Below are 18,214 nucleotides of genomic sequence, written 5' to 3'. Positions count from 1 at the left end.
GGCGCGCCTTGTCCGGGCTACGGGACTTGTAGCCCGGCTAAACGCAGTGCGAGCCGGGAATAGATCTGGCTTATTCGGGCCTATGACGCGCCCTGTTCGCTCCATGCGCGTTCAACTTCTTCGGCGAGAATCTTCACGCCCGCTTCAATCTTCTCCGGATCCGGCACGTAGTTCATGCGCATGCACTGATGCGTGTGCGGCCACGGTTTATCCAGCCCCGGGAAGAAATAGTCGCCCGGCACCATCAGGACGCCGCGCTTTTTCAGGCGCTGGTACAGCAGCTCGGTAGATATCGGCAAATCTTTAAACCACAGCCAGAGGAAAATGGCCCCTTCCGGCTTATGAATCAAGCAGCGATCTTCCGGCAGGTAGCGGCGAATAATAGCGATAGTCTCCTGAACGCGCTGGTAGTAGAACGGCTTAATCACCGTTTCCGACAGGCGCAGCAGGTCGTTGCGTTTAATCATCTCGCACATCATGGCCGGCCCCATTCCACCGGGGGCGAGGCTGATAATGCCGTTCATATTGCTGATGGCGGTGATGATTTTTTCGTTAGCGATGATAATCCCGCAGCGGCTGCCCGGCAGGCCAAGCTTGGAGAGGCTCATGCACAGGACGATATTCGGATTCCACAGCGGTCGGGCGTCGCTGAAAATAATGCCCGGGAACGGAACGCCGTAGGCATTATCGATAACCAACGGGATGCCGTGCTGATTGGCCAGCGCATCGAGCTTGATGAGCTCATCATCGGTGATCACGTTACCGGTTGGGTTGGTGGGACGGGAAACGCAGATCATTCCCGTTTCGTCCGTGACCTGCAAATGTTCGAAATCCACATGGTATTTAAACTGGCCTTCCGGCAGCAGTTCAATGTTCGGGCGAGTGGCGACAAACAGCTCTTCTTCGAGGCCGGAGTCGGCGTAGCCGATATACTCAGGCGTCAATGGAAACAGCACTTTACGCGTGGTTCCATCCGCGCGACGTCCTGCGAAGAGGTTAAACAAGTAGAAAAACGCGCTCTGACTGCCGTTTGTCAGTGCAATATTCTGCGGCTCGATCTCCCAACCCAGTTCATCACGCAGCATTTGCGCCAGCAGGGTCAGCAGCTCGCTTTTACCCTGCGGGCCGTCATAATTGCAAAGCGCATCAAGGGCTTTGCCGTTATTCAGCATGTCGCTCAGCAGGCTGTGGAAGTAATCATTCATTTCCGGAATCTGTGCGGGATTGCCGCCGCCCAGCATGATGGCGCCTGGCGTACGCAGGCCGTCATTGAGGTCTTCCATCAAGCGGGTGATGCCCGAATGACGGGTAAATTTGTCGCCAAAAAGTGAAAATGTCATCGCGATTAGTCTGTCGGTATCCCAGGAAAGTGGGTAACCATAACGCCAGCGCAGACAGGGTGCAAATCGAGGTATCAGGAAGATAATTCGTTTTTATGCTTTGAGGTAGATGATTTTTGGTCGTTTATCCTGAAAAGGCTCCCGCGATCGCCGGGGGAGCCGCTCATCAAAAAGCTACTGCTGTCCTGCCCACACCACCATGACTTTGTCATCACCGCTCTCGCGGATAAAGCCGTAGCCTGTCGCCATCGATAGCGTGGTTTGTTTACCCATACCAATGGCCGGATGACGGGCGCGGAACTGGCCCAGTTTCTCCCAGTGAGTCACGCTGCGCGCGGCTTTGCCGTTGATGTCCTGCCAGTTCATATCTGAACGCGTTCCCTGAAGCGGGTCGGAGCCGGTCGGACCGAATGGTCGTGAGGATTCATCGCCGTAGTAGATCTGCACTGCGCCAGGCGCAAGCAGCAGCAGTTCCGCCGCCGTGCTGCCGCCTTCACGGAACAGACTGGTATCGTGCGAAGAGAGGTAGCTTAAGACGTTGAAACCCTGGAGCTTTTCCGCCATTTGTTGCCAGGTCAGATCCATATTGGCCAGGCAGCTTGTCGCTTTTGCTGCCTGATCCTGATAATCAAAGTTCAGCATGGCATCAAAGCCGTGACGATAGTAGTCGCTCTGCATCACGCCGTGGCCCCAGGCTTCGCCGGTCATCCAGAACGGGGCGTTATCCAGCGCTTTATCCGGATTGGCTTTTTTCCATTCCGCCAGCGCTTCACTGGCCTGGGTTTTTAGCTGCAGCCAGGCCGCCTGCTCGACGTGTTTGGCGGTATCAACCCGGAAACCGTCGATGCCATAATCGCGTACCCATTGGCTCAGCCAGTGGGTCAAATAATCGCGCGGCGTGTAGCCGGGGATCGCTTTAGCGGCGGTATCCGGCTTATGGCGATAGAAGTTCGGCAAGCCGGAGGGCTCCGTGGATTCGGTTTTCAGATCCGGCAGGAAGGCCAGCGACATGGTCAGATCGTCAAAGCCGGGGTTGTCGTAATCGCCGATATCGGTGCGGATCCATTTTTTACCCCACCATTTCTCCCATCCGGCTTTGTCGCTGAAGTTAATGTAGTCGTTAAAACTGTGCCAGCTCTGTCCCGCGCGAGGCTTCCAGTCGGTCCAGCGCTCTCCGAGCGTCTTTTTCAGTTCGTCACCCTGGATGTACAGCGAGCCAAACTGAAACTCCTGCATATCGGCCAGGGTCGCGTAGCCGGTATGGTTCATCACCACGTCGAACAGAATGCGAATCCCGCGCTTGTGGGCCTCGTCTACGAGACGGCGCAAATCGTCTTCCGTCCCCATATTGGCATCCAGCTTAGTCCAGTCCTGGGTGTAGTAGCCGTGATAGGCATAATGCGGGAAATCACCTTTCGTACCGCCGCCGACCCAGCCGTGGATTTGCTCCAGCGGCGAACTGATCCAGAGCGCGTTAACGCCGAGCTGCTGGATGTAATCAAGTTTGCTGGTCAGGCCCTGCAGGTCGCCGCCGTGGAAGGTGCCGATTTCCTGCATGCCGTCTTTGTGGCGGCCATAGCTATTGTCGTTGGCCGGGTTGCCGTTAACAAAGCGATCGGTCAGAACGAAATAGACGGTGGCGTTGTGCCAGTTGAACGGCGCGGCGGATTCGGTTTCCGCGCGCTCAAGCAGCAGAAGACCATTGCTGTTAAACGCCGGCTGGAGGGTAATTTTACCGCCGCTGACGGTCGTGATATTGCCGCTGTAAAAGTCGCGAACTTTACTGCCTTCGGCAAAGGATTTACTGACGTCAATGGTCAGCGGCTTGCCATCCCATTTCGGACACTGCTTGATCTGCGGCGCGGCGGCAGCGGACTGTTTCTCCTCAAGGGAGACCATCAGGGTTGGCGTACCCGAACGGGTGTCCACTTCCAGGGTATAGCGCCCGTCGCGAAAGATGCGCCACTGCGGCACCGGGTCGCGACAGGGTTCCATCGAGAGCATCTGGTTGAGCTTGATCATGCCAGCGGGCTGCCAGCACTGTTGGTCAAAATTAATTCGCAGCGGGCGCGTACCCTTTGCTACCTCGTTTTGACTGATAAATCTGCCGGTGCCCTCTTCGGTGAAGGCGGGGAAGTCTGCGGTAGTCCAGGCGGCGAAGGCCATCCCAGGCAACAGCAGCGACGCAAGCGCAGCGAGTTTCATTGCGGAGTCCTGTAGGCGGTGTTTTGTTCAGTTTGCGCGTCTACCCGCCTGATGAACTCATCCCGGCCGCGCTTTTCCAGGGAGGATGAAAAGGGGTGAGTGATCGCGCTCAAAAAATGCTCAGAAAATGAGACGGCGCTAGCATTTTTGCGCCTTCGCAGGCTGGCAGAAACCGATTTCAGGTGACACCATTTCGGAATTGGACTATTTCTGTGGGTGCGTCATCTGGGTATTTTTGATACTATTCGCGATTCAACTATCGATTTTTTGTGAAAAACAAGGCGTTGGAATGATTGCATCCGACCAGGAGACCTAATGATATCGACTCCCATTCGACGATATGGGGCCGCGATACTCATGTTACTTACCTGCATATTTTCAGGTAGTGTGCTGGCAACAACACACACAGCAACAACGAGTCATAAAGCCCCAATAGTTAAAAAGAAAAGTACCGTTAAAGTAAGCAAGGTAAGCAGTAAACAAGAGTATTCTCGCAATAGTGTAAAGAGCAGTTCACTTCCTGATTTGCGAAAATACCCTTCCGGGACACCAAGGAAAAAAGCGTTTCTCCGGACGGTAATGCCTTATATTACGAAACAGAATCAGGTGATTACTGCCGATCGTAACTGGCTGGTTTCCAAGCAGTACGATGCGCGCTGGTCGCCGAGCGAGCGTACGCGCCTGAAAGAGATCGCCTCGCGCTATAAAGTGAAGTGGTCCGGCAATACTCGCCATATTCCATGGAACTCGTTGCTTGAACGCGTCGATATTATCCCGAACAGTATGGTTGCAACCATGGCGGCGGCGGAAAGCGGCTGGGGAACGTCAAAACTGGCGCGCGTTAACAACAATCTGTTTGGTATGAAGTGTGGCGGTGGAAACTGCCGCGGCGCGGTGAAGGGCTACTCGCAGTTTGATTCGGTGGAAGAGTCCGTTCAGGCCTACGTGAGAAACCTGAATACGCATCCGGCTTATTCATCGTTCCGTAAATCGCGTGCGCAGCTGCGCAAGGCCGATCAGGAAGTGACCGCCAGCACCATGATTCATAAGCTGAAGGGCTATTCGACTAAAGGGTCGAGCTATAACAACTATCTCTTCGCCATGTATCAGGATAACCAGCGGTTGATTGCCGCGCATATGTAATGGCTTATCCATGACATTATTAATGCCCGGCGCGCAAGCCCGGGCATTTTTCTTTGCTCTCTACATCATGACTTCACTGTGCCGATCGCGATACTCCTTCGGCGTCACGTCGTACTCTTTCTTAAACACCGAATAGAAGTACTGCAACGACGGATAGCCGCACATCTGCGAGATTTCATTAATCGACAGGGTGGTTGAAACCAGCAGGCTGCGCGCTTTTTCCAGCTTCTCGCTGTGGATCACCGTATGAATGGTCTCGCCCACTTCCTCTTTGAAGCGTTTTTCCAGATTCGAGCGGGAAATGCCTACGGCGTCCAGTACCTGCTCTACCTTAATCCCTTTACAGGCGTGGTTACGAATATAGTGCATCGCCTGGATAACCGAAGGGTCGGTTAGCGAACGGTAGTCGGTGGAGCGGCGCTCTACTACGCGCATCGGCGGGATAAGCTGTCGTTGAAGCGGCAGCTCTTCATTCTCCAGCAGACGATGCAGCAGCTTTGCCGCCTGATAGCCCATCTGGCGGGTGCCCTGAGCAACGGAAGACAGCGCCACGCGCGACAGATAGCGGGTAAGCTCTTCGTTATCAATGCCAATAACGCACAGCTTTTCCGGAACGGGGATATGCAACAGCTCGCAGGCCTGTAACACATGACGGGCGCGGGCGTCGGTGACGGCGATAATGCCGGTTTGCGGCGGCAGGGTTTGTAGCCAGTCGGCGAGGCGATTTTGCGCATGCTGCCAGTTTTCCGGCGCTGTCTCGAGCCCCTGATAGACCACGCCGCGATATTTCTCTCTGGCGACCAGCTGACAAAAAGCATGCTCGCGCTCTGCGGCCCAGCCTTTACAGCTGGATGTGGGCAGGCCGTAAAAGGCAAAGCGGTTAATGCCCTTTTCCTTCAGATGGAGGAAGGCGCTCTCGACCAGCGCGGCGTTGTCGGTAGCGATGTAGTGAACCGGCGGATAGCACTCCGGGCGGTGGAAGGAGCCGCCAACGCCGACAATTGGAACATTAACGTCGAGCAGCAGGTTTTCAATCTCCGGATCGTCGTAATCGGCAATAACGCCGTCGCCTAACCATTCCTTGATGTTTTCAATTCGCGCCCGAAAATCTTCCTCAATGAAGATATCCCATTCCAATTGCGATGCTTGTAAATATTCGCCGACGCCCTCAACGACCTGGCGGTCATAGGCCTTGTTGGCGTTGAATAACAACGTAATACGGTGACGCTTTTCAAACATAGTGTTGTTCCTGGTCTCTCTTGCAGGCCATACAATACCGGCCAATGCCCGGATTATTTCAAGCTACTTGTGCCTAAGTTTGGCTGTAGCGCAAAGAATTCGGGCATTTTTTTTCAAAGCTCTCAGCTCCGGCGTTTGGTGGCTGAATCCATCCACACCGCGAGTAATAAAATGACCCCTTTAACGATGTACTGCCAGAAGGTGGCGACATCCATCATGCTCATGCCGTTGTCCAGCGCGGACATGATAAATGCGCCCATGACCGCGCCGGCAACGCTGCCGACGCCGCCGGCGAGGCTGGTTCCGCCGATCACGCAGGCGGCGATGGCGTCCAGTTCGGCGATGTTGCCGGCGGAAGGAGAACCGGCGCCCAGGCGCGAACTGAGAATCAACCCGGCAATCGCCACCATCAGGCCATTAATGGCGAACACCGCCAGCTTGGTGCGTTCCACGCTAATGCCGGATAGACGCGCGGCTTCCAGGTTGCCGCCGATGGCGTAGATGCGGCGGCCAAACGCGGTGCGGGTGGCCATAAACATACCCGCCAGCAGCAACGCGGCGAGAATCAGTACCGGCGTCGGGACGCCGCGATAGTCGTTTAATAGCCAGATAGCGCCCAGCACAATAACGGCGGTAATCGTCTGGCGACCTACGGTCGAAGCGGAAGCGGGCGTGGCAAGTCCCAGGGCCTGACGTCGCATACGGCCGCGCCATTGCCAGATAATAAAGGCCGCCATTCCCGCCACGCCGATACCAAAGCCAATACCATCAGGCAGATAGCTCTGGCCGATTTGCGACATCGCCGGGCTGGTGGGAGAGACGGTGGTCCCGTTGGTGATACCTATCAGAATACCGCGGAATGCCAGCATACCGGCGAGCGTCACGATAAACGACGGGACTTTACGGTAGGCGACCCACCAACCGTTCCATGCGCCCAGCAGCAGGCCAAGCGCCAGCGTGACCACAATCGTCAGCGGCAGCGGCCAGCCGAGCCAGACGTCAAATATTGCCGCTGCGCCGCCGAGCAGGCCCATCATCGAGCCGACGGAAAGATCGATCTCGGCGGAAATAATCACAAACACCATGCCGACCGCGAGAATGCCGGTGATGGCGGTCTGGCGCAGCAGGTTAGAGATATTACGCGCGCTCAGATAAGCGCCTTCGGTAGTCCAGGTGAAAAACAGCATAATGGCCACGATAGCGGCGATCATCACGAATACCTGGAGATTCATCCCTTTTAGCCCGGAAAAAGCCCCGGAGACGGGCGGGGTGAGTTTCATTTCAGACGTGTTCTTCGACATGGCGTTCGCTCCTCAGTGCGGCTTCCATCACCTGTTCCTGTGTCAGGCCCTGATTAATCAAATCGGCCTTCAGTTTGCCCTCATGCATCACCAGCACCCGATCGCTTAGCCCCAGTACTTCGGGCAGTTCGGATGAAATGACAATGACGGCGATCCCCTGCTGCACCAGCTGATTAATCAACTTGTAGATTTCGTACTTGGCGCCGATATCAATGCCGCGGGTAGGCTCATCGAGTATCAGAATGCGCGGGTTCAGCAGCAGGCAGCGGGCGAGGATAGCCTTTTGCTGATTGCCGCCGCTCAGGCGACCGATCGCCAGCTCTGGCGATGAGGTTTTGATCTTCAAACGCTGGATGGATTGCTGAATGCAGTGCTGCTCTCCGGCATCGTCAAGGCTGCTCAGCGGGCCGGTAAACTGGTTTAACGCGGCGAGGGTGATATTTTTACCCACCGCCATCACCGGCACGATGCCGTCTTTCTTTCTGTCTTCCGGCACCATGGCGATGCCCTGCGCGATGGCCTGCTGGCAGTTGTGAATCGTCACCTGCTGGCCATCGATGAAAATTTTCCCCTGCCAGCGGCCCGGCCAGACGCCAAACAGGCACTGTACCGCTTCGGTACGACCCGCGCCGACCAGTCCGGCTATCCCCAGAATTTCGCCGCGCCGCAGTGAAAAGGAGACGTCATTGACCCGCTTAATGTGGCGATTGACCGGATGCCAGGCGGTTAAATTTTCTACGCGCAGGATTTCATCGCCGCAGCTATGGGCTTCGTTCGGATAGAGGGCGGTAAGCTCGCGGCCGACCATCATGGTGATGATGTCATCTTCGTTCATGCCGTCAGCGTTACGGGTACCGATATGCTGCCCATCGCGGATCACGCAGATAGTATTGGATATCGCTTTGACTTCATTGAGTTTGTGGGAAATGTAAATACAGGCAATACCGTGATTTTGCAGATCGCGAATAATATTCAGCAGAATGGCCGTTTCTTGTTCCGTTAATGAGGCGGTGGGTTCGTCGAGAATTAACAACCGTACCTGTTTATTTAGCGCTTTCGCTATTTCGACCAGCTGCTGCTGGCCAAGGCCTAAATCGCCGACGCGGGTGTCGGGTGATATGGCTAAATTGACCTGGGCCAGCAGCTTCTCGCAGCGTAAGGTCATGGTTTCGTAATCCAGCAGACCGTGGCGGGAGATCTCCGCGCCGAGAAAAATATTCTCCAGAACGGTCAGGTGTTTTACCAGCGCCAGCTCCTGATGAATGATGGCAATTCCTTTGCGTTCGGTATCGCGAATATGGCCCGGCTGCAAAGTTTCTCCGGAAAAAATAATCTCTCCCTCATAGCTACCGTGCGGGTATATTCCGCAAAGCACCTTCATGAGCGTAGATTTCCCGGAGCCGTTTTCTCCGCATAATGAGACCACTTCCCCGGCGTTCAGCCGCAGGCTGACATTATCAATCGCCTTCACCGCGCCGAAGGTTTTAGTCATGTTTTTCATTTCGAGTAACCAGGACATAGAGGCTCCGCATAAGCGATATCCGGCTGGATGGAGTAACGCCCCCGGCAGAGGGCGTCAGAGATTACAGCTCGCTTTTTTTATGGAAACCGTCTTTGATCACCGTCTGGTCAATGTTGTCTTTATTGACTTCAATGGGCGTCAGCAGACGAGAAGGGACATCTTTCAGGCCGTTGTTGAGCGTGGCGTCAGCCTTCGGCTGTTTGTCATTGCCCAGTTCGACGGCAATCTCCGCCGCGGTGGTGGCAAGGGTGGCGATCGGTTTGTAGACGGTCATCGTTTGGGTGCCAGCGATAATGCGCTTCACGCCGGCGAGGTCGGCATCCTGACCGGAGATCGCCACTTTGCCTGCGAGCCCCTGGGCGCTCAGGGCCTGAATGGCGCCGCCGGCGGTGGCATCGTTAGAGGCGACAACCGCATCAATTTTGTTATTGTTGGCGGTCAGGGCGTTTTCCATAATTTTCAATGCGTTTTCAGGTAGCCATCCGTCAACCCACTGATCGCCGACGACTTTAATTTTGCCTTCATCAATATAGGGCTTAAGGACTTTCATTTGGCCGGCGCGGAAAAGCTTGGCGTTATTATCAACGGGCGAGCCGCCCATTAAGAAATAGTTACCCTGAGGCACTTTATCGACCAGGCTTTGCGCCTGCATTTCGCCCACTTTCTCATTATTAAAAGAAATATAAAAATCAATGTCGGCATTATTGATGAGACGATCGTAGGCGAGAACTTTAATTCCCTCCTGTTTAGCCTCTTTTATCACATTACTCAGCACTTGACCGTTATAGGGAATAATAACCAGAACGTCGACGCCGCGATTAATCATGTTTTCGATTTGCGACATTTGCGTTTCTTCGTTGCCATTGGCTGACTGGACGAATACTTTTGCACCTAATGATTCAGCTTTATTGACAAAAATATCGCGATCTTTTTGCCAGCGCTCAAGACGCAGGTCGTCAATCGCCATGCCAATTTTAACTTCTTTCGCAATGCCCGACAGGCTGGTGAGGAGGAGTGAAGCACAGAGCGTTAGGCAAAGGTTCTTTATCTTCATAATAATAACACCTTTTTTGTAAAGTGCAGGATAAGACGAACGATAAAAATAAACGGCCTGATACGTAGCAGATTTTTAACGCGGAAAGGGGCGCTGGCAATTATCTATGCTTATTTTGCCGTTATGAAATTTTGTTTATTTGTTAATTTATGACCGGGATCGTACTTTAATAATTAGTTCTCATCGTATTTCATTGATCTCTCGTGGCGTAAGCAGCGAAGTGAGGGCGTTGTTCTATTGTTTTTGCGACCTGGCGCACGTTTGTGGATTCTCTCAATCACGGTGTGAAATAACGTAATTGAGGAAAGTAAAAAGAGAATTCTATATTGGCTTATGACTTATTACTCGCCGCATCCTTGAATATGGAGTTCATTATGCAGACCTATTTTGATCAACTCGATCGCGTTCGTTATGAAGGCCCGACATCCGCTAACCCACTGGCTTTCCGTCATTACAACCCGGATGAACTGGTGCTGGGCAAACGGATGGAGGACCACCTGCGCTTTGCGGCCTGCTACTGGCACACCTTCTGCTGGAATGGTGCTGACATGTTTGGCGTGGGCTCCTTTAACCGCCCGTGGCAGCAGCCGGGCGAAGCGCTGGAAATGGCGAAACGCAAAGCGGATGTCGCGTTTGAGTTTTTCCACAAACTGAACGTACCGTACTACTGTTTCCACGACGTTGACGTTTCCCCTGAAGGGGCATCGCTGAAAGAGTATGCCAACAACTTTGCGCAAATGGTTGAAGTGCTGGCGGAAAAACAGCAGCAGAGCGGCGTCAAGCTGCTGTGGGGAACGGCAAACTGCTTTACGAACCCGCGCTATGGCGCCGGGGCGGCAACCAATCCGGATCCGGAAGTGTTCAGCTGGGCGGCGACTCAGGTGGTCACCGCAATGGATGCGACCCACAAGCTGGGCGGCGAAAACTATGTCCTGTGGGGCGGCCGTGAAGGTTATGAAACCCTGCTGAATACCGATCTGCGTCAGGAGCGCGAGCAGATTGGCCGCTTTATGCAGCTGGTCGTTGAGCACAAGCACAAGATTGGCTTCCAGGGTACGCTGCTGATTGAACCCAAACCGCAGGAGCCAACCAAACATCAGTATGATTACGACGCTTCTACCGTCTATGGTTTCCTGAAACAGTTCGGCCTGGAAAAAGAGATCAAACTGAACATCGAAGCGAACCACGCGACGCTGGCCGGTCATACGTTCCATCACGAAATTGCGACTGCCATTGCTCTGGGACTGTTTGGTTCCGTTGACGCTAACCGCGGCGACCCGCAGCTGGGCTGGGATACCGACCAGTTCCCGAACAGCGTTGAAGAAAACGCGCTGGTGATGTACGAAATCCTGAAAGCGGGTGGTTTCACCACCGGCGGCCTGAACTTTGATGCTAAAGTGCGTCGTCAGAGCACCGATAAATACGACCTGTTCTACGGCCATATCGGCGCAATGGACACCATGGCGCTGGCGCTGAAAGTTGCCGCGCGCATGATTGAAGACGGCGAGCTGGATAAACGCGTTGCCAAACGTTATGCCGGCTGGAACGGCGAGCTGGGTCAGCAGATCCTGAAAGGCCAGATGAACCTGGCGGATATTGCTCGCTATGCCACTCAGCATGACCTGGCGCCGCAGCACCAGAGCGGCCATCAGGAACTGCTGGAAAATGTGGTAAACCGCTACCTTTTTGATCGCTAATGAAGGCGATAATGCCCGGCGGGACCGGGCATTGGCTATAACCGATGCTTTATTCGCGCCACGCTTAGCCGTGGCGCGTCAGTAAGGAGAGGCTGTATGTATATCGGGATTGATCTGGGCACCTCGGGCGTCAAAGCTATTCTGCTCAATGAGCAGGGCGAGGTCGTGGCTTCGCATACTGAAAAGCTCAACGTGTCGCGTCCGCACCCTCTATGGTCTGAACAGGACCCCGAGCACTGGTGGCAGGCGACGGACCGCGCGATGAAAGCGCTGGGCGCGCAGCACTCGCTGCGCGAAGTCAAAGCGTTAGGTATTGCGGGCCAGATGCACGGCGCGACGCTGCTGGATAAGCAACAGCGTGTCCTGCGCCCGGCGATTTTATGGAATGATGGCCGCTGCGGTGAAGAGTGCGCGCTGCTGGAAGAGAAAGTCAGCCGCTCGCGGCAGATAACCGGCAACCTGATGATGCCGGGATTCACCGCGCCGAAGCTGCTGTGGGTACAACGCCACGAGCCTGAGATCTTCGAGCGGGTTGATAAAGTCCTGCTGCCTAAAGATTATCTACGTTTACGCATGACCGGCGAGTTTGCCAGCGATATGTCCGATGCCGCTGGAACGATGTGGATGGACGTAGCGCGAAGGGACTGGAGCGATGAGATGCTCGCCGCCTGCGGTCTGAACCGCGACAACATGCCGACGCTGTTCGAAGGATGTGAAGTCACGGGGGCGCTGCGCCCGACGGTTGCGCAGTCGTGGAATATGCCGGAAGCGCTGGTGGTAGCCGGCGGCGGCGATAACGCAGCCGGTGCGGTTGGCGTGGGTATGGCGGATGCGGGGCAGGCGATGCTGTCGCTGGGGACCTCGGGCGTCTACTTTGCGGTCAGCGACGGCTTTCTTAGTAAGCCGGAAAGCGCCGTACACAGTTTCTGCCACGCGCTGCCCGGGCGCTGGCACCTGATGTCGGTGATGCTGAGCGCGGCTTCCTGTCTGGATTGGGCGGCGACATTAACCGGCCTTGGCACGGTTCCGGCGTTGATTGCGGCGGCGGAGTCGGCGAACGAGAGTGCCGATCCTATCTGGTTTCTGCCTTACCTCTCCGGTGAACGTACGCCGCACAACAATCCGCAGGCGAAAGGCGTCTTTTTTGGCCTGACTCATCAACATGGTCCGGCGGAGCTGGCGCGGGCGGTGCTGGAGGGTGTCGGTTATGCGCTGGCGGATGGCATGGATGTGGTGCACTCCTGCGGCGTGAAGCCGGAAAGCGTGACGCTGATTGGCGGCGGCGCGCGCAGCGCGTACTGGCGGCAAATGCTGGCGGATATCAGCGGTCAGCAGCTTGATTTCCGCACCGGCGGCGACGTGGGACCGGCGCTTGGCGCGGCGCGACTGGCGCAGCTGGCGCTGCATAAAAACGTCGCATTCTCCGATCTGCTGCCGCAGCTCCCGCTGGAGCAGGCCCACTGCCCTGATGACGAACGTTTTGCCCGCTACGCCCCCCGTCGGGAGACATTCCGACAGATTTATCAGCAGCTTTTACCGCTGATGTCGTAATATTTTGCCCTCGGTTAACGAGGGCAAATTACATCCATGAATGCATTGTTCGCATTTATCTGTCCTGCGTATTTATATATTCCGAATTTGTCGTTTCTGCTTCCTGAAGCATCAGCAGTAAAGCTTTACCGGTACATAATGGACGCCATCTTTCGCAGGGAGGCTCCATGAAAAATAAGAATATTGCGCCGAAACTGTTGATGGTCATCGGGGCGCTGGTGTATCTGATGGGGATCTGGCACACCTGTCCGTTATTTAGCGGTAAAGGCTATTTCCTCGGCGTACTGGTGATGGGGATGTTCGCCATGCTGGCCCATCAGCGCACGATGCAGGAGGAGCGCAGAAATGACGACGGGTTTGTATCGCTATGCCGACTGGTGCTCCTGCTTTCGCTTGGCCTGTTAATGGTCGGCGCGAGGTTTGTACCTGCCGGTTGGGATGAGAAAAGCATCTACGTGGCGGCCTGGTTTGTGTGCATGTACGGCGCGTCAGCCTTGCCGCATAAAGCACTGGCGGCGGGCGTGGCGCCGCAAGACCCTACGGAATAGCCTTAGCTGACGAAACGGCGGCTATCAAACCGCTGAACCAGAGCCGAGAGCAGTAAGCTGCCCAGCAGCGCGGCGCTGAATATCCAGATAATATCCAGTAACGGCCAGCGGCTTAGTTCAAGCCCGCTGGCGCGCAGCGCGTGAATGATCAGTGCATGAAAACCGTAAATCCCTAAAGAATGGCGCGCAATCGGCGCAATAAGCGGCAGCTGACGCCGATTGAGCGTGTTTTTTACCAGCGTCAGCAGAGCGATGGCGCAGACAAAAACCGCAGGACCGCAGTATAAATACCAGGTATCGCCGAAATCGCCGCGCCAGCGCAGCTCGTGCAGCGTGCCGCGTGAGATTACCCACACGCCGGCGATGAACAGCGCGGCGCAGAGGGCGGTCAGCCATTTTTTCTCGGTATCCAGCATGCCGATAGCCCGTCCCAGCACGCCATACATCACGTAGTAAAACGTGTCGCCATTGATATAAAGATTGAACGGCAACCATTCAACGCCTCCGGCTTTTACCTGGACCATATTGGGGTTCGCCAGAATGCCCAGTACCAGCATCAGCGCCAGCAGCATCCTGCCGCTTACCTGTTTAACCTGCACCAGCGGCGAAAGCAGATATATCACGACGATGGCGAAGAAAAACCACAGATGGTAGAACACCGGTTTTTGCAGTAAATTCTTCAGCGACAGCTCAACGTTGATATGGGTGAACAGGGTGATATAGAGCAGCGATAGCGTGCTGTAGAAGAGAATGCATAGCGCGATACGCAGAAAATGGCGGGGCTGGGCGCTGCGCTCACCGAAAAACAGATAGCCTGAAATCATGAAAAATAGCGGTACGCTGACGCGGGACGCAGAGTTGAGGATATTGGCCAAATCCCACTCCAGCAGGCTAATCGCGTGCGGGTGCGTAATATACCAGGTAGTGCTATGAATCATGACGACCATCAGGCAGGCAATGCCGCGCAAATGAGTAATCCAGTGTATTTTTTCCTGCATCAGAACCTCAGTTTCACCTTCTCCATCTGGCTCTGACTATCCATATTCGACCCTGTCGCAGTGGAATAATCTGAGTTTTTCGCCATAGACTTGTCGAGGTGTGGCCCAATTCGCACAATGAGCCGGTTATTTTACGTAAGCTGCACGATAACAATTTACTAACAAGGCGGTCGAGAACAAATGGTGATGAAATATGCGTTTTCTGGACTACTGCTGTGCCTGCTGGCGGGCTGTAGCGCAACGCCGCCTCAGCCTACGCAGAAGGCGCAGAAAGCGCGGATAACGCCGCAGACCACCCTCAATATGGAGCAGCTTTGCAAGGATAATGCCGCCGTCCGTTATAATACAGGCGTGCGCCAGGTGGACGTCAGCCATTTCGAACAGTTCCAGGGCAGCTTTGAGCTTTCGGGCAAGACTGCGCGGAATGAACGCTTTATCTGTTCTTTTGACCCGGACGGGCAGTTTTTACATCTTTCGATGCGCTAACGACGGCCGCGCTGGCGCTAATTTCCGCAATTTTCCCTAAACAACCCCGTTTCGTACTGTATATCTCGCAGCCAGCGGGTATACTGGCTCCTTCCTTTAAATCCACACGTATCCAGCACGAAATCATATGCAAAAGTTTGATACCAGGACCTTCCAGGGCCTGATCCTGACCTTACAGGATTACTGGGCTCGCCAGGGCTGCACCATTGTTCAACCACTGGACATGGAAGTCGGCGCAGGCACCTCTCACCCGATGACCTGCTTACGCGCATTGGGTCCAGAGCCGATGGCGACCGCCTACGTGCAGCCGTCTCGTCGCCCGACCGATGGCCGTTACGGTGAAAACCCGAACCGCTTACAGCACTACTATCAGTTCCAGGTAGTGATAAAACCCTCCCCGGAGAACATCCAGGAGCTCTACCTTGGCTCGCTGAAAGAGCTGGGTATGGACCCGACCATCCACGACATTCGCTTCGTCGAAGACAACTGGGAAAACCCGACGCTGGGCGCCTGGGGTCTGGGTTGGGAAGTGTGGCTGAACGGTATGGAAGTCACGCAGTTCACCTACTTCCAGCAGGTGGGCGGTCTGGAGTGTAAGCCGGTTACCGGCGAGATCACCTACGGTCTGGAACGTCTGGCGATGTATATCCAGGGTGTCGACAGCGTTTACGATCTGGTCTGGAGCGATGGCCCGCTGGGGAAAACGACCTACGGCGACGTGTTCCATCAGAACGAAGTGGAGCAATCCACCTATAACTTCGAATACGCTGACGTGGACTTCCTGTTCTCCTGCTTCGAGCAGTACGAGAAAGAAGCCCAGCAGCTGCTGGCGCTGGAAAACCCGCTGCCGCTGCCTGCCTACGAGCGCATTCTCAAAGCCGCCCATAGCTTTAACCTGCTGGACGCGCGTAAAGCCATCTCCGTCACCGAGCGTCAGCGCTATATCCTGCGCATTCGCACCCTGACCAAAGCAGTGGCTGAAGCTTACTATGCTTCCCGTGAAGCCCTTGGCTTCCCGATGTGCAACAAGAATAAATAAGAGGCGGCCATGTCTGAGAAAACTTTCCTGGTGGAAATCGGCACTGAAGAACTGCCACCAAAAGCCCTGCGCAGCCTGGCTGAATCCTTTGCTGCGAACGTGACCGCAGAGCTGGATAACGCTGGCCTTGCGCACGGTAAAGTTGAATGGTTTGCCGCGCCGCGCCGTCTGGCGCTGAAAGTGGCGAATCTGGCGGCTGCGCAAGCAGACCGCGAAGTCGAAAAACGCGGTCCGGCGATTGCCCAGGCGTTTGACGCCAGCGGCCACCCGAGTAAAGCGGCCGAAGGCTGGGCGCGCGGCTGCGGTATCACCGTCGATCAGGCGGAACGTCTGACGACCGATAAGGGCGAATGGCTGCTGTATCGTGCTCACGTGAAAGGCGAGAGCACCGAAGCGCTGCTGCCAAACATGATCGCAACCTCGTTGGCGAAGCTGCCGATCCCGAAACTGATGCGCTGGGGCGCGTCTGACGTCCACTTCGTGCGTCCGGTTCATACCGTGACCCTGCTGCTGGGCGACAAAGTCATCCCGGCAACTATTCTGGGCGTCCAGTCCGATCGCGTTATTCGCGGCCACCGCTTTATGGGCGAGGCTGAGTTCACTATCGACAATGCCGATCAGTATCCGCAGATCCTGCTGGAGCGCGGTAAAGTCATCGCCGATTACGAACAGCGTAAAGCCAAAATTAAAGCCGATGCAGAAGAAGCAGCGCGTAAAATTGGCGGCAACGCCGATCTGAGCGAAAGTCTGCTGGAAGAGGTGACTTCACTGGTGGAATGGCCGGTAGTCCTCACCGCGAAGTTCGAAGAGAAATTCCTTGCGGTGCCTGCCGAAGCGCTGGTTTACACCATGAAGGGCGACCAGAAGTACTTCCCGGTTTACGACAACGCGGGCAAGCTGCTGCCGAACTTCATCTTCGTCGCCAACATTGAGTCGAAAGATCCGCAGCAGATTATCTCCGGTAACGAGAAAGTGGTTCGCCCGCGCCTGGCGGATGCTGAGTTCTTCTTCAATACCGACCGTAAAAAACGTCTGGAAGATAACCTTCCGCGTCTGCAAACCGTCCTGTTCCAGCAGCAACTGGGTACGCTGCGCGATAAGACCGATCGTATTCAGGCGCTGGCCGGCTGGATCGCCGAGCAGATTGGCGCTGACGTGAATCATGCCACCCGCGCGGGCCTGCTCTCCAAGTGCGACCTGATGACCAACATGGTCTTCGAGTTCACCGATACGCAGGGCGTGATGGGCATGCACTACGCGCGCCATGATGGCGAAGCGGAAGACGTTGCGGTTGCCCTGAACGAGCAGTATCAGCCGCGCTTTGCCGGCGATGACCTGCCGTCTAACCCGGTAGCCTGCGCGGTTGCGATTGCCGATAAGATGGACACCCTGGCGGGTATCTTTGGCATCGGTCAGCATCCGAAAGGCGATAAGGACCCGTTTGCGCTGCGCCGCGCCGCGCTGGGCGTGCTGCGTATTATCGTTGAGAAGAACCTCAATCTGGACCTGCAGACCCTCACCGAAGAAGCGGTGCGTCTGTACGGCGATAAGCTGACCAACGGCAACGTCGTTGATGATGTTATCGACTTCATGCTGGGGCGCTTCCGCGCCTGGTATCAGGATGAAGGCTATACCGTCGACACGATTCAGGCGGTACTGGCGCGTCGTCCGACCCGTCCGGCAGACTTCGATGCGCGTATGAAGGCGGTTTCCCACTTCCGTACCCTTGAAGAGTCCTCTGCGCTGGCGGCGGCCAACAAGCGTGTTTCTAACATTCTGGCGAAATCAGACGTTACGCTGAACGATATCGTCCATGCTTCGGTATTGAAAGAAGCGGCCGAGATCAAGCTGGCGGGCAATTTAGTCGTGCTGCGCGATAAGCTGCAGCCGTACTTCGCCGAAGGGCGTTACCAGGATGCGCTGATTGAGCTGGCGTCCCTGCGCGAGCCGGTGGATGAGTTCTTTGAGAACGTGATGGTGAACGCAGAAGATCAGGACGTGCGCGTAAACCGACTGACGCTGCTGTCCAAGCTGCGCGATCTGTTCCTGCAGGTAGCGGATATTTCCCTGCTGCAGTAAGTGAATGGGTAA

The 18,214-nt window shown here is 55.4% G+C and carries 14 protein-coding genes; 7 read left to right on the top strand and 7 right to left on the bottom strand.

What is annotated here, in order from left to right; translation table 11 throughout:
• Window positions 1-80: 80 nt before the first annotated feature.
• Window positions 81-1,340 carry a valine--pyruvate transaminase gene (gene avtA, locus ABLV11_RS05200; protein WP_004106812.1) on the bottom strand — a complete coding sequence of 420 codons (1,260 nt, stop codon included), beginning with the start codon at window positions 1,338-1,340 and terminating at the stop codon, window positions 81-83.
• 174 nt (window positions 1,341-1,514) lie between these two features.
• A complete protein-coding gene (locus ABLV11_RS05195; RefSeq protein ID WP_126488051.1) occupies window positions 1,515-3,545 on the bottom strand; it encodes an alpha-amylase in 2,031 nt (676 codons plus the stop codon).
• Between the two features lie 315 nt (window positions 3,546-3,860).
• On the opposite strand from ABLV11_RS05195, the gene ABLV11_RS05190 reads away from it, so the two are divergent.
• A complete protein-coding gene (locus ABLV11_RS05190; protein WP_071530269.1) occupies window positions 3,861-4,688 on the top strand; it encodes a protein bax in 828 nt (275 codons plus the stop codon).
• Between the two features lie 60 nt (window positions 4,689-4,748).
• Here the strand turns inward: ABLV11_RS05190 and xylR are convergent, their stop codons facing one another.
• The 4 genes from xylR to xylF form a co-directional block, all read right to left on the bottom strand.
• Complete coding sequence (xylR, locus tag ABLV11_RS05185) at window positions 4,749-5,927, bottom strand: D-xylose utilization transcriptional activator XylR (protein WP_004106805.1); 1,179 nt, start codon at window positions 5,925-5,927, stop codon at window positions 4,749-4,751.
• Window positions 5,928-6,049: 122 nt separating this feature from the next.
• Window positions 6,050-7,228: a xylose ABC transporter permease XylH gene (xylH, locus tag ABLV11_RS05180; RefSeq protein ID WP_004116352.1), complete on the bottom strand. Its 1,179-nt coding sequence runs from the start codon at window positions 7,226-7,228 to the stop codon at window positions 6,050-6,052.
• On the bottom strand, window positions 7,209-8,747 hold the full coding sequence (locus ABLV11_RS05175; protein ID WP_004106801.1) for a xylose ABC transporter ATP-binding protein: 1,539 nt from the start codon (window positions 8,745-8,747) through the stop codon (window positions 7,209-7,211). Before ABLV11_RS05175 ends, xylH begins: the two co-directional genes overlap by 20 nt.
• 64 nt (window positions 8,748-8,811) lie before the next feature.
• Complete coding sequence (xylF, locus tag ABLV11_RS05170) at window positions 8,812-9,804, bottom strand: D-xylose ABC transporter substrate-binding protein (protein WP_004106799.1); 993 nt, start codon at window positions 9,802-9,804, stop codon at window positions 8,812-8,814.
• A 374-nt stretch (window positions 9,805-10,178) separates the two neighbouring features.
• Here xylF and xylA point away from each other — a divergent pair, with 374 nt between their 5' ends.
• From xylA to yiaB, 3 genes are all read left to right on the top strand, one after another.
• On the top strand, window positions 10,179-11,501 hold the full coding sequence (xylA, locus tag ABLV11_RS05165) for a xylose isomerase (RefSeq protein WP_017145250.1): 1,323 nt from the start codon (window positions 10,179-10,181) through the stop codon (window positions 11,499-11,501).
• Between the two features lie 96 nt (window positions 11,502-11,597).
• Window positions 11,598-13,052 (top strand): xylulokinase, encoded by a 1,455-nt coding sequence (gene xylB / locus ABLV11_RS05160; RefSeq protein WP_024274806.1) that lies wholly within the window; start codon window positions 11,598-11,600, stop codon window positions 13,050-13,052.
• 167 nt (window positions 13,053-13,219) lie between these two features.
• Window positions 13,220-13,600: an inner membrane protein YiaB gene (yiaB, locus tag ABLV11_RS05155; RefSeq protein WP_004106793.1), complete on the top strand. Its 381-nt coding sequence runs from the start codon at window positions 13,220-13,222 to the stop codon at window positions 13,598-13,600.
• Window positions 13,601-13,602: 2 nt separating this feature from the next.
• Here the strand turns inward: yiaB and ABLV11_RS05150 are convergent, their stop codons facing one another.
• A complete protein-coding gene (locus ABLV11_RS05150; RefSeq protein WP_004116344.1) occupies window positions 13,603-14,598 on the bottom strand; it encodes an acyltransferase in 996 nt (331 codons plus the stop codon).
• 180 nt (window positions 14,599-14,778) lie between these two features.
• On the opposite strand from ABLV11_RS05150, the gene ABLV11_RS05145 reads away from it, so the two are divergent.
• The 3 genes from ABLV11_RS05145 (at window position 14,779) to glyS (ending at window position 18,202) form a co-directional block, all read left to right on the top strand.
• Window positions 14,779-15,084, top strand: coding sequence for a YsaB family lipoprotein (locus ABLV11_RS05145; protein ID WP_004116342.1), 306 nt, complete (start codon window positions 14,779-14,781; stop codon window positions 15,082-15,084).
• Between the two features lie 127 nt (window positions 15,085-15,211).
• On the top strand, window positions 15,212-16,123 hold the full coding sequence (gene glyQ / locus ABLV11_RS05140; RefSeq protein ID WP_004106786.1) for a glycine--tRNA ligase subunit alpha: 912 nt from the start codon (window positions 15,212-15,214) through the stop codon (window positions 16,121-16,123).
• A 9-nt stretch (window positions 16,124-16,132) separates the two neighbouring features.
• Window positions 16,133-18,202 carry a glycine--tRNA ligase subunit beta gene (gene glyS / locus ABLV11_RS05135; protein ID WP_004106780.1) on the top strand — a complete coding sequence of 690 codons (2,070 nt, stop codon included), beginning with the start codon at window positions 16,133-16,135 and terminating at the stop codon, window positions 18,200-18,202.
• Window positions 18,203-18,214: the final 12 nt, after the last annotated feature.

The organism is Klebsiella sp. GW_Kp181 (assembly GCF_040062315.1).
Classification (GTDB): Bacteria; Pseudomonadota; Gammaproteobacteria; order Enterobacterales; family Enterobacteriaceae; genus Klebsiella; species Klebsiella oxytoca.
Note: the sequence above shows the minus strand (reverse complement) of the source record. Positions and strands in the feature narration are given on the sequence as shown.

Bases quoted from the DNA above. Each gene is read 5' to 3' on its own strand.
- ABLV11_RS05150 (WP_004116344.1), bottom strand. From the start codon at position 14,598: ATGCAGGAAAAAATACACTGGATTACTCATTTGCGCGGCATTGCCTGC.
- glyQ (WP_004106786.1), top strand. From the start codon at position 15,212: ATGCAAAAGTTTGATACCAGGACCTTCCAGGGCCTGATCCTGACCTTA.
- ABLV11_RS05145 (WP_004116342.1), top strand. From the start codon at position 14,779: ATGGTGATGAAATATGCGTTTTCTGGACTACTGCTGTGCCTGCTGGCG.
- xylH (WP_004116352.1), bottom strand. From the start codon at position 7,228: ATGTCGAAGAACACGTCTGAAATGAAACTCACCCCGCCCGTCTCCGGG.
- ABLV11_RS05195 (WP_126488051.1), bottom strand. From the start codon at position 3,545: ATGAAACTCGCTGCGCTTGCGTCGCTGCTGTTGCCTGGGATGGCCTTC.
- ABLV11_RS05175 (WP_004106801.1), bottom strand. From the start codon at position 8,747: ATGTCCTGGTTACTCGAAATGAAAAACATGACTAAAACCTTCGGCGCG.
- avtA (WP_004106812.1), bottom strand. From the start codon at position 1,340: ATGACATTTTCACTTTTTGGCGACAAATTTACCCGTCATTCGGGCATC.
- yiaB (WP_004106793.1), top strand. From the start codon at position 13,220: ATGAAAAATAAGAATATTGCGCCGAAACTGTTGATGGTCATCGGGGCG.
- xylR (WP_004106805.1), bottom strand. From the start codon at position 5,927: ATGTTTGAAAAGCGTCACCGTATTACGTTGTTATTCAACGCCAACAAG.
- glyS (WP_004106780.1), top strand. From the start codon at position 16,133: ATGTCTGAGAAAACTTTCCTGGTGGAAATCGGCACTGAAGAACTGCCA.
- ABLV11_RS05190 (WP_071530269.1), top strand. From the start codon at position 3,861: ATGATATCGACTCCCATTCGACGATATGGGGCCGCGATACTCATGTTA.
- xylA (WP_017145250.1), top strand. From the start codon at position 10,179: ATGCAGACCTATTTTGATCAACTCGATCGCGTTCGTTATGAAGGCCCG.
- xylF (WP_004106799.1), bottom strand. From the start codon at position 9,804: ATGAAGATAAAGAACCTTTGCCTAACGCTCTGTGCTTCACTCCTCCTC.
- xylB (WP_024274806.1), top strand. From the start codon at position 11,598: ATGTATATCGGGATTGATCTGGGCACCTCGGGCGTCAAAGCTATTCTG.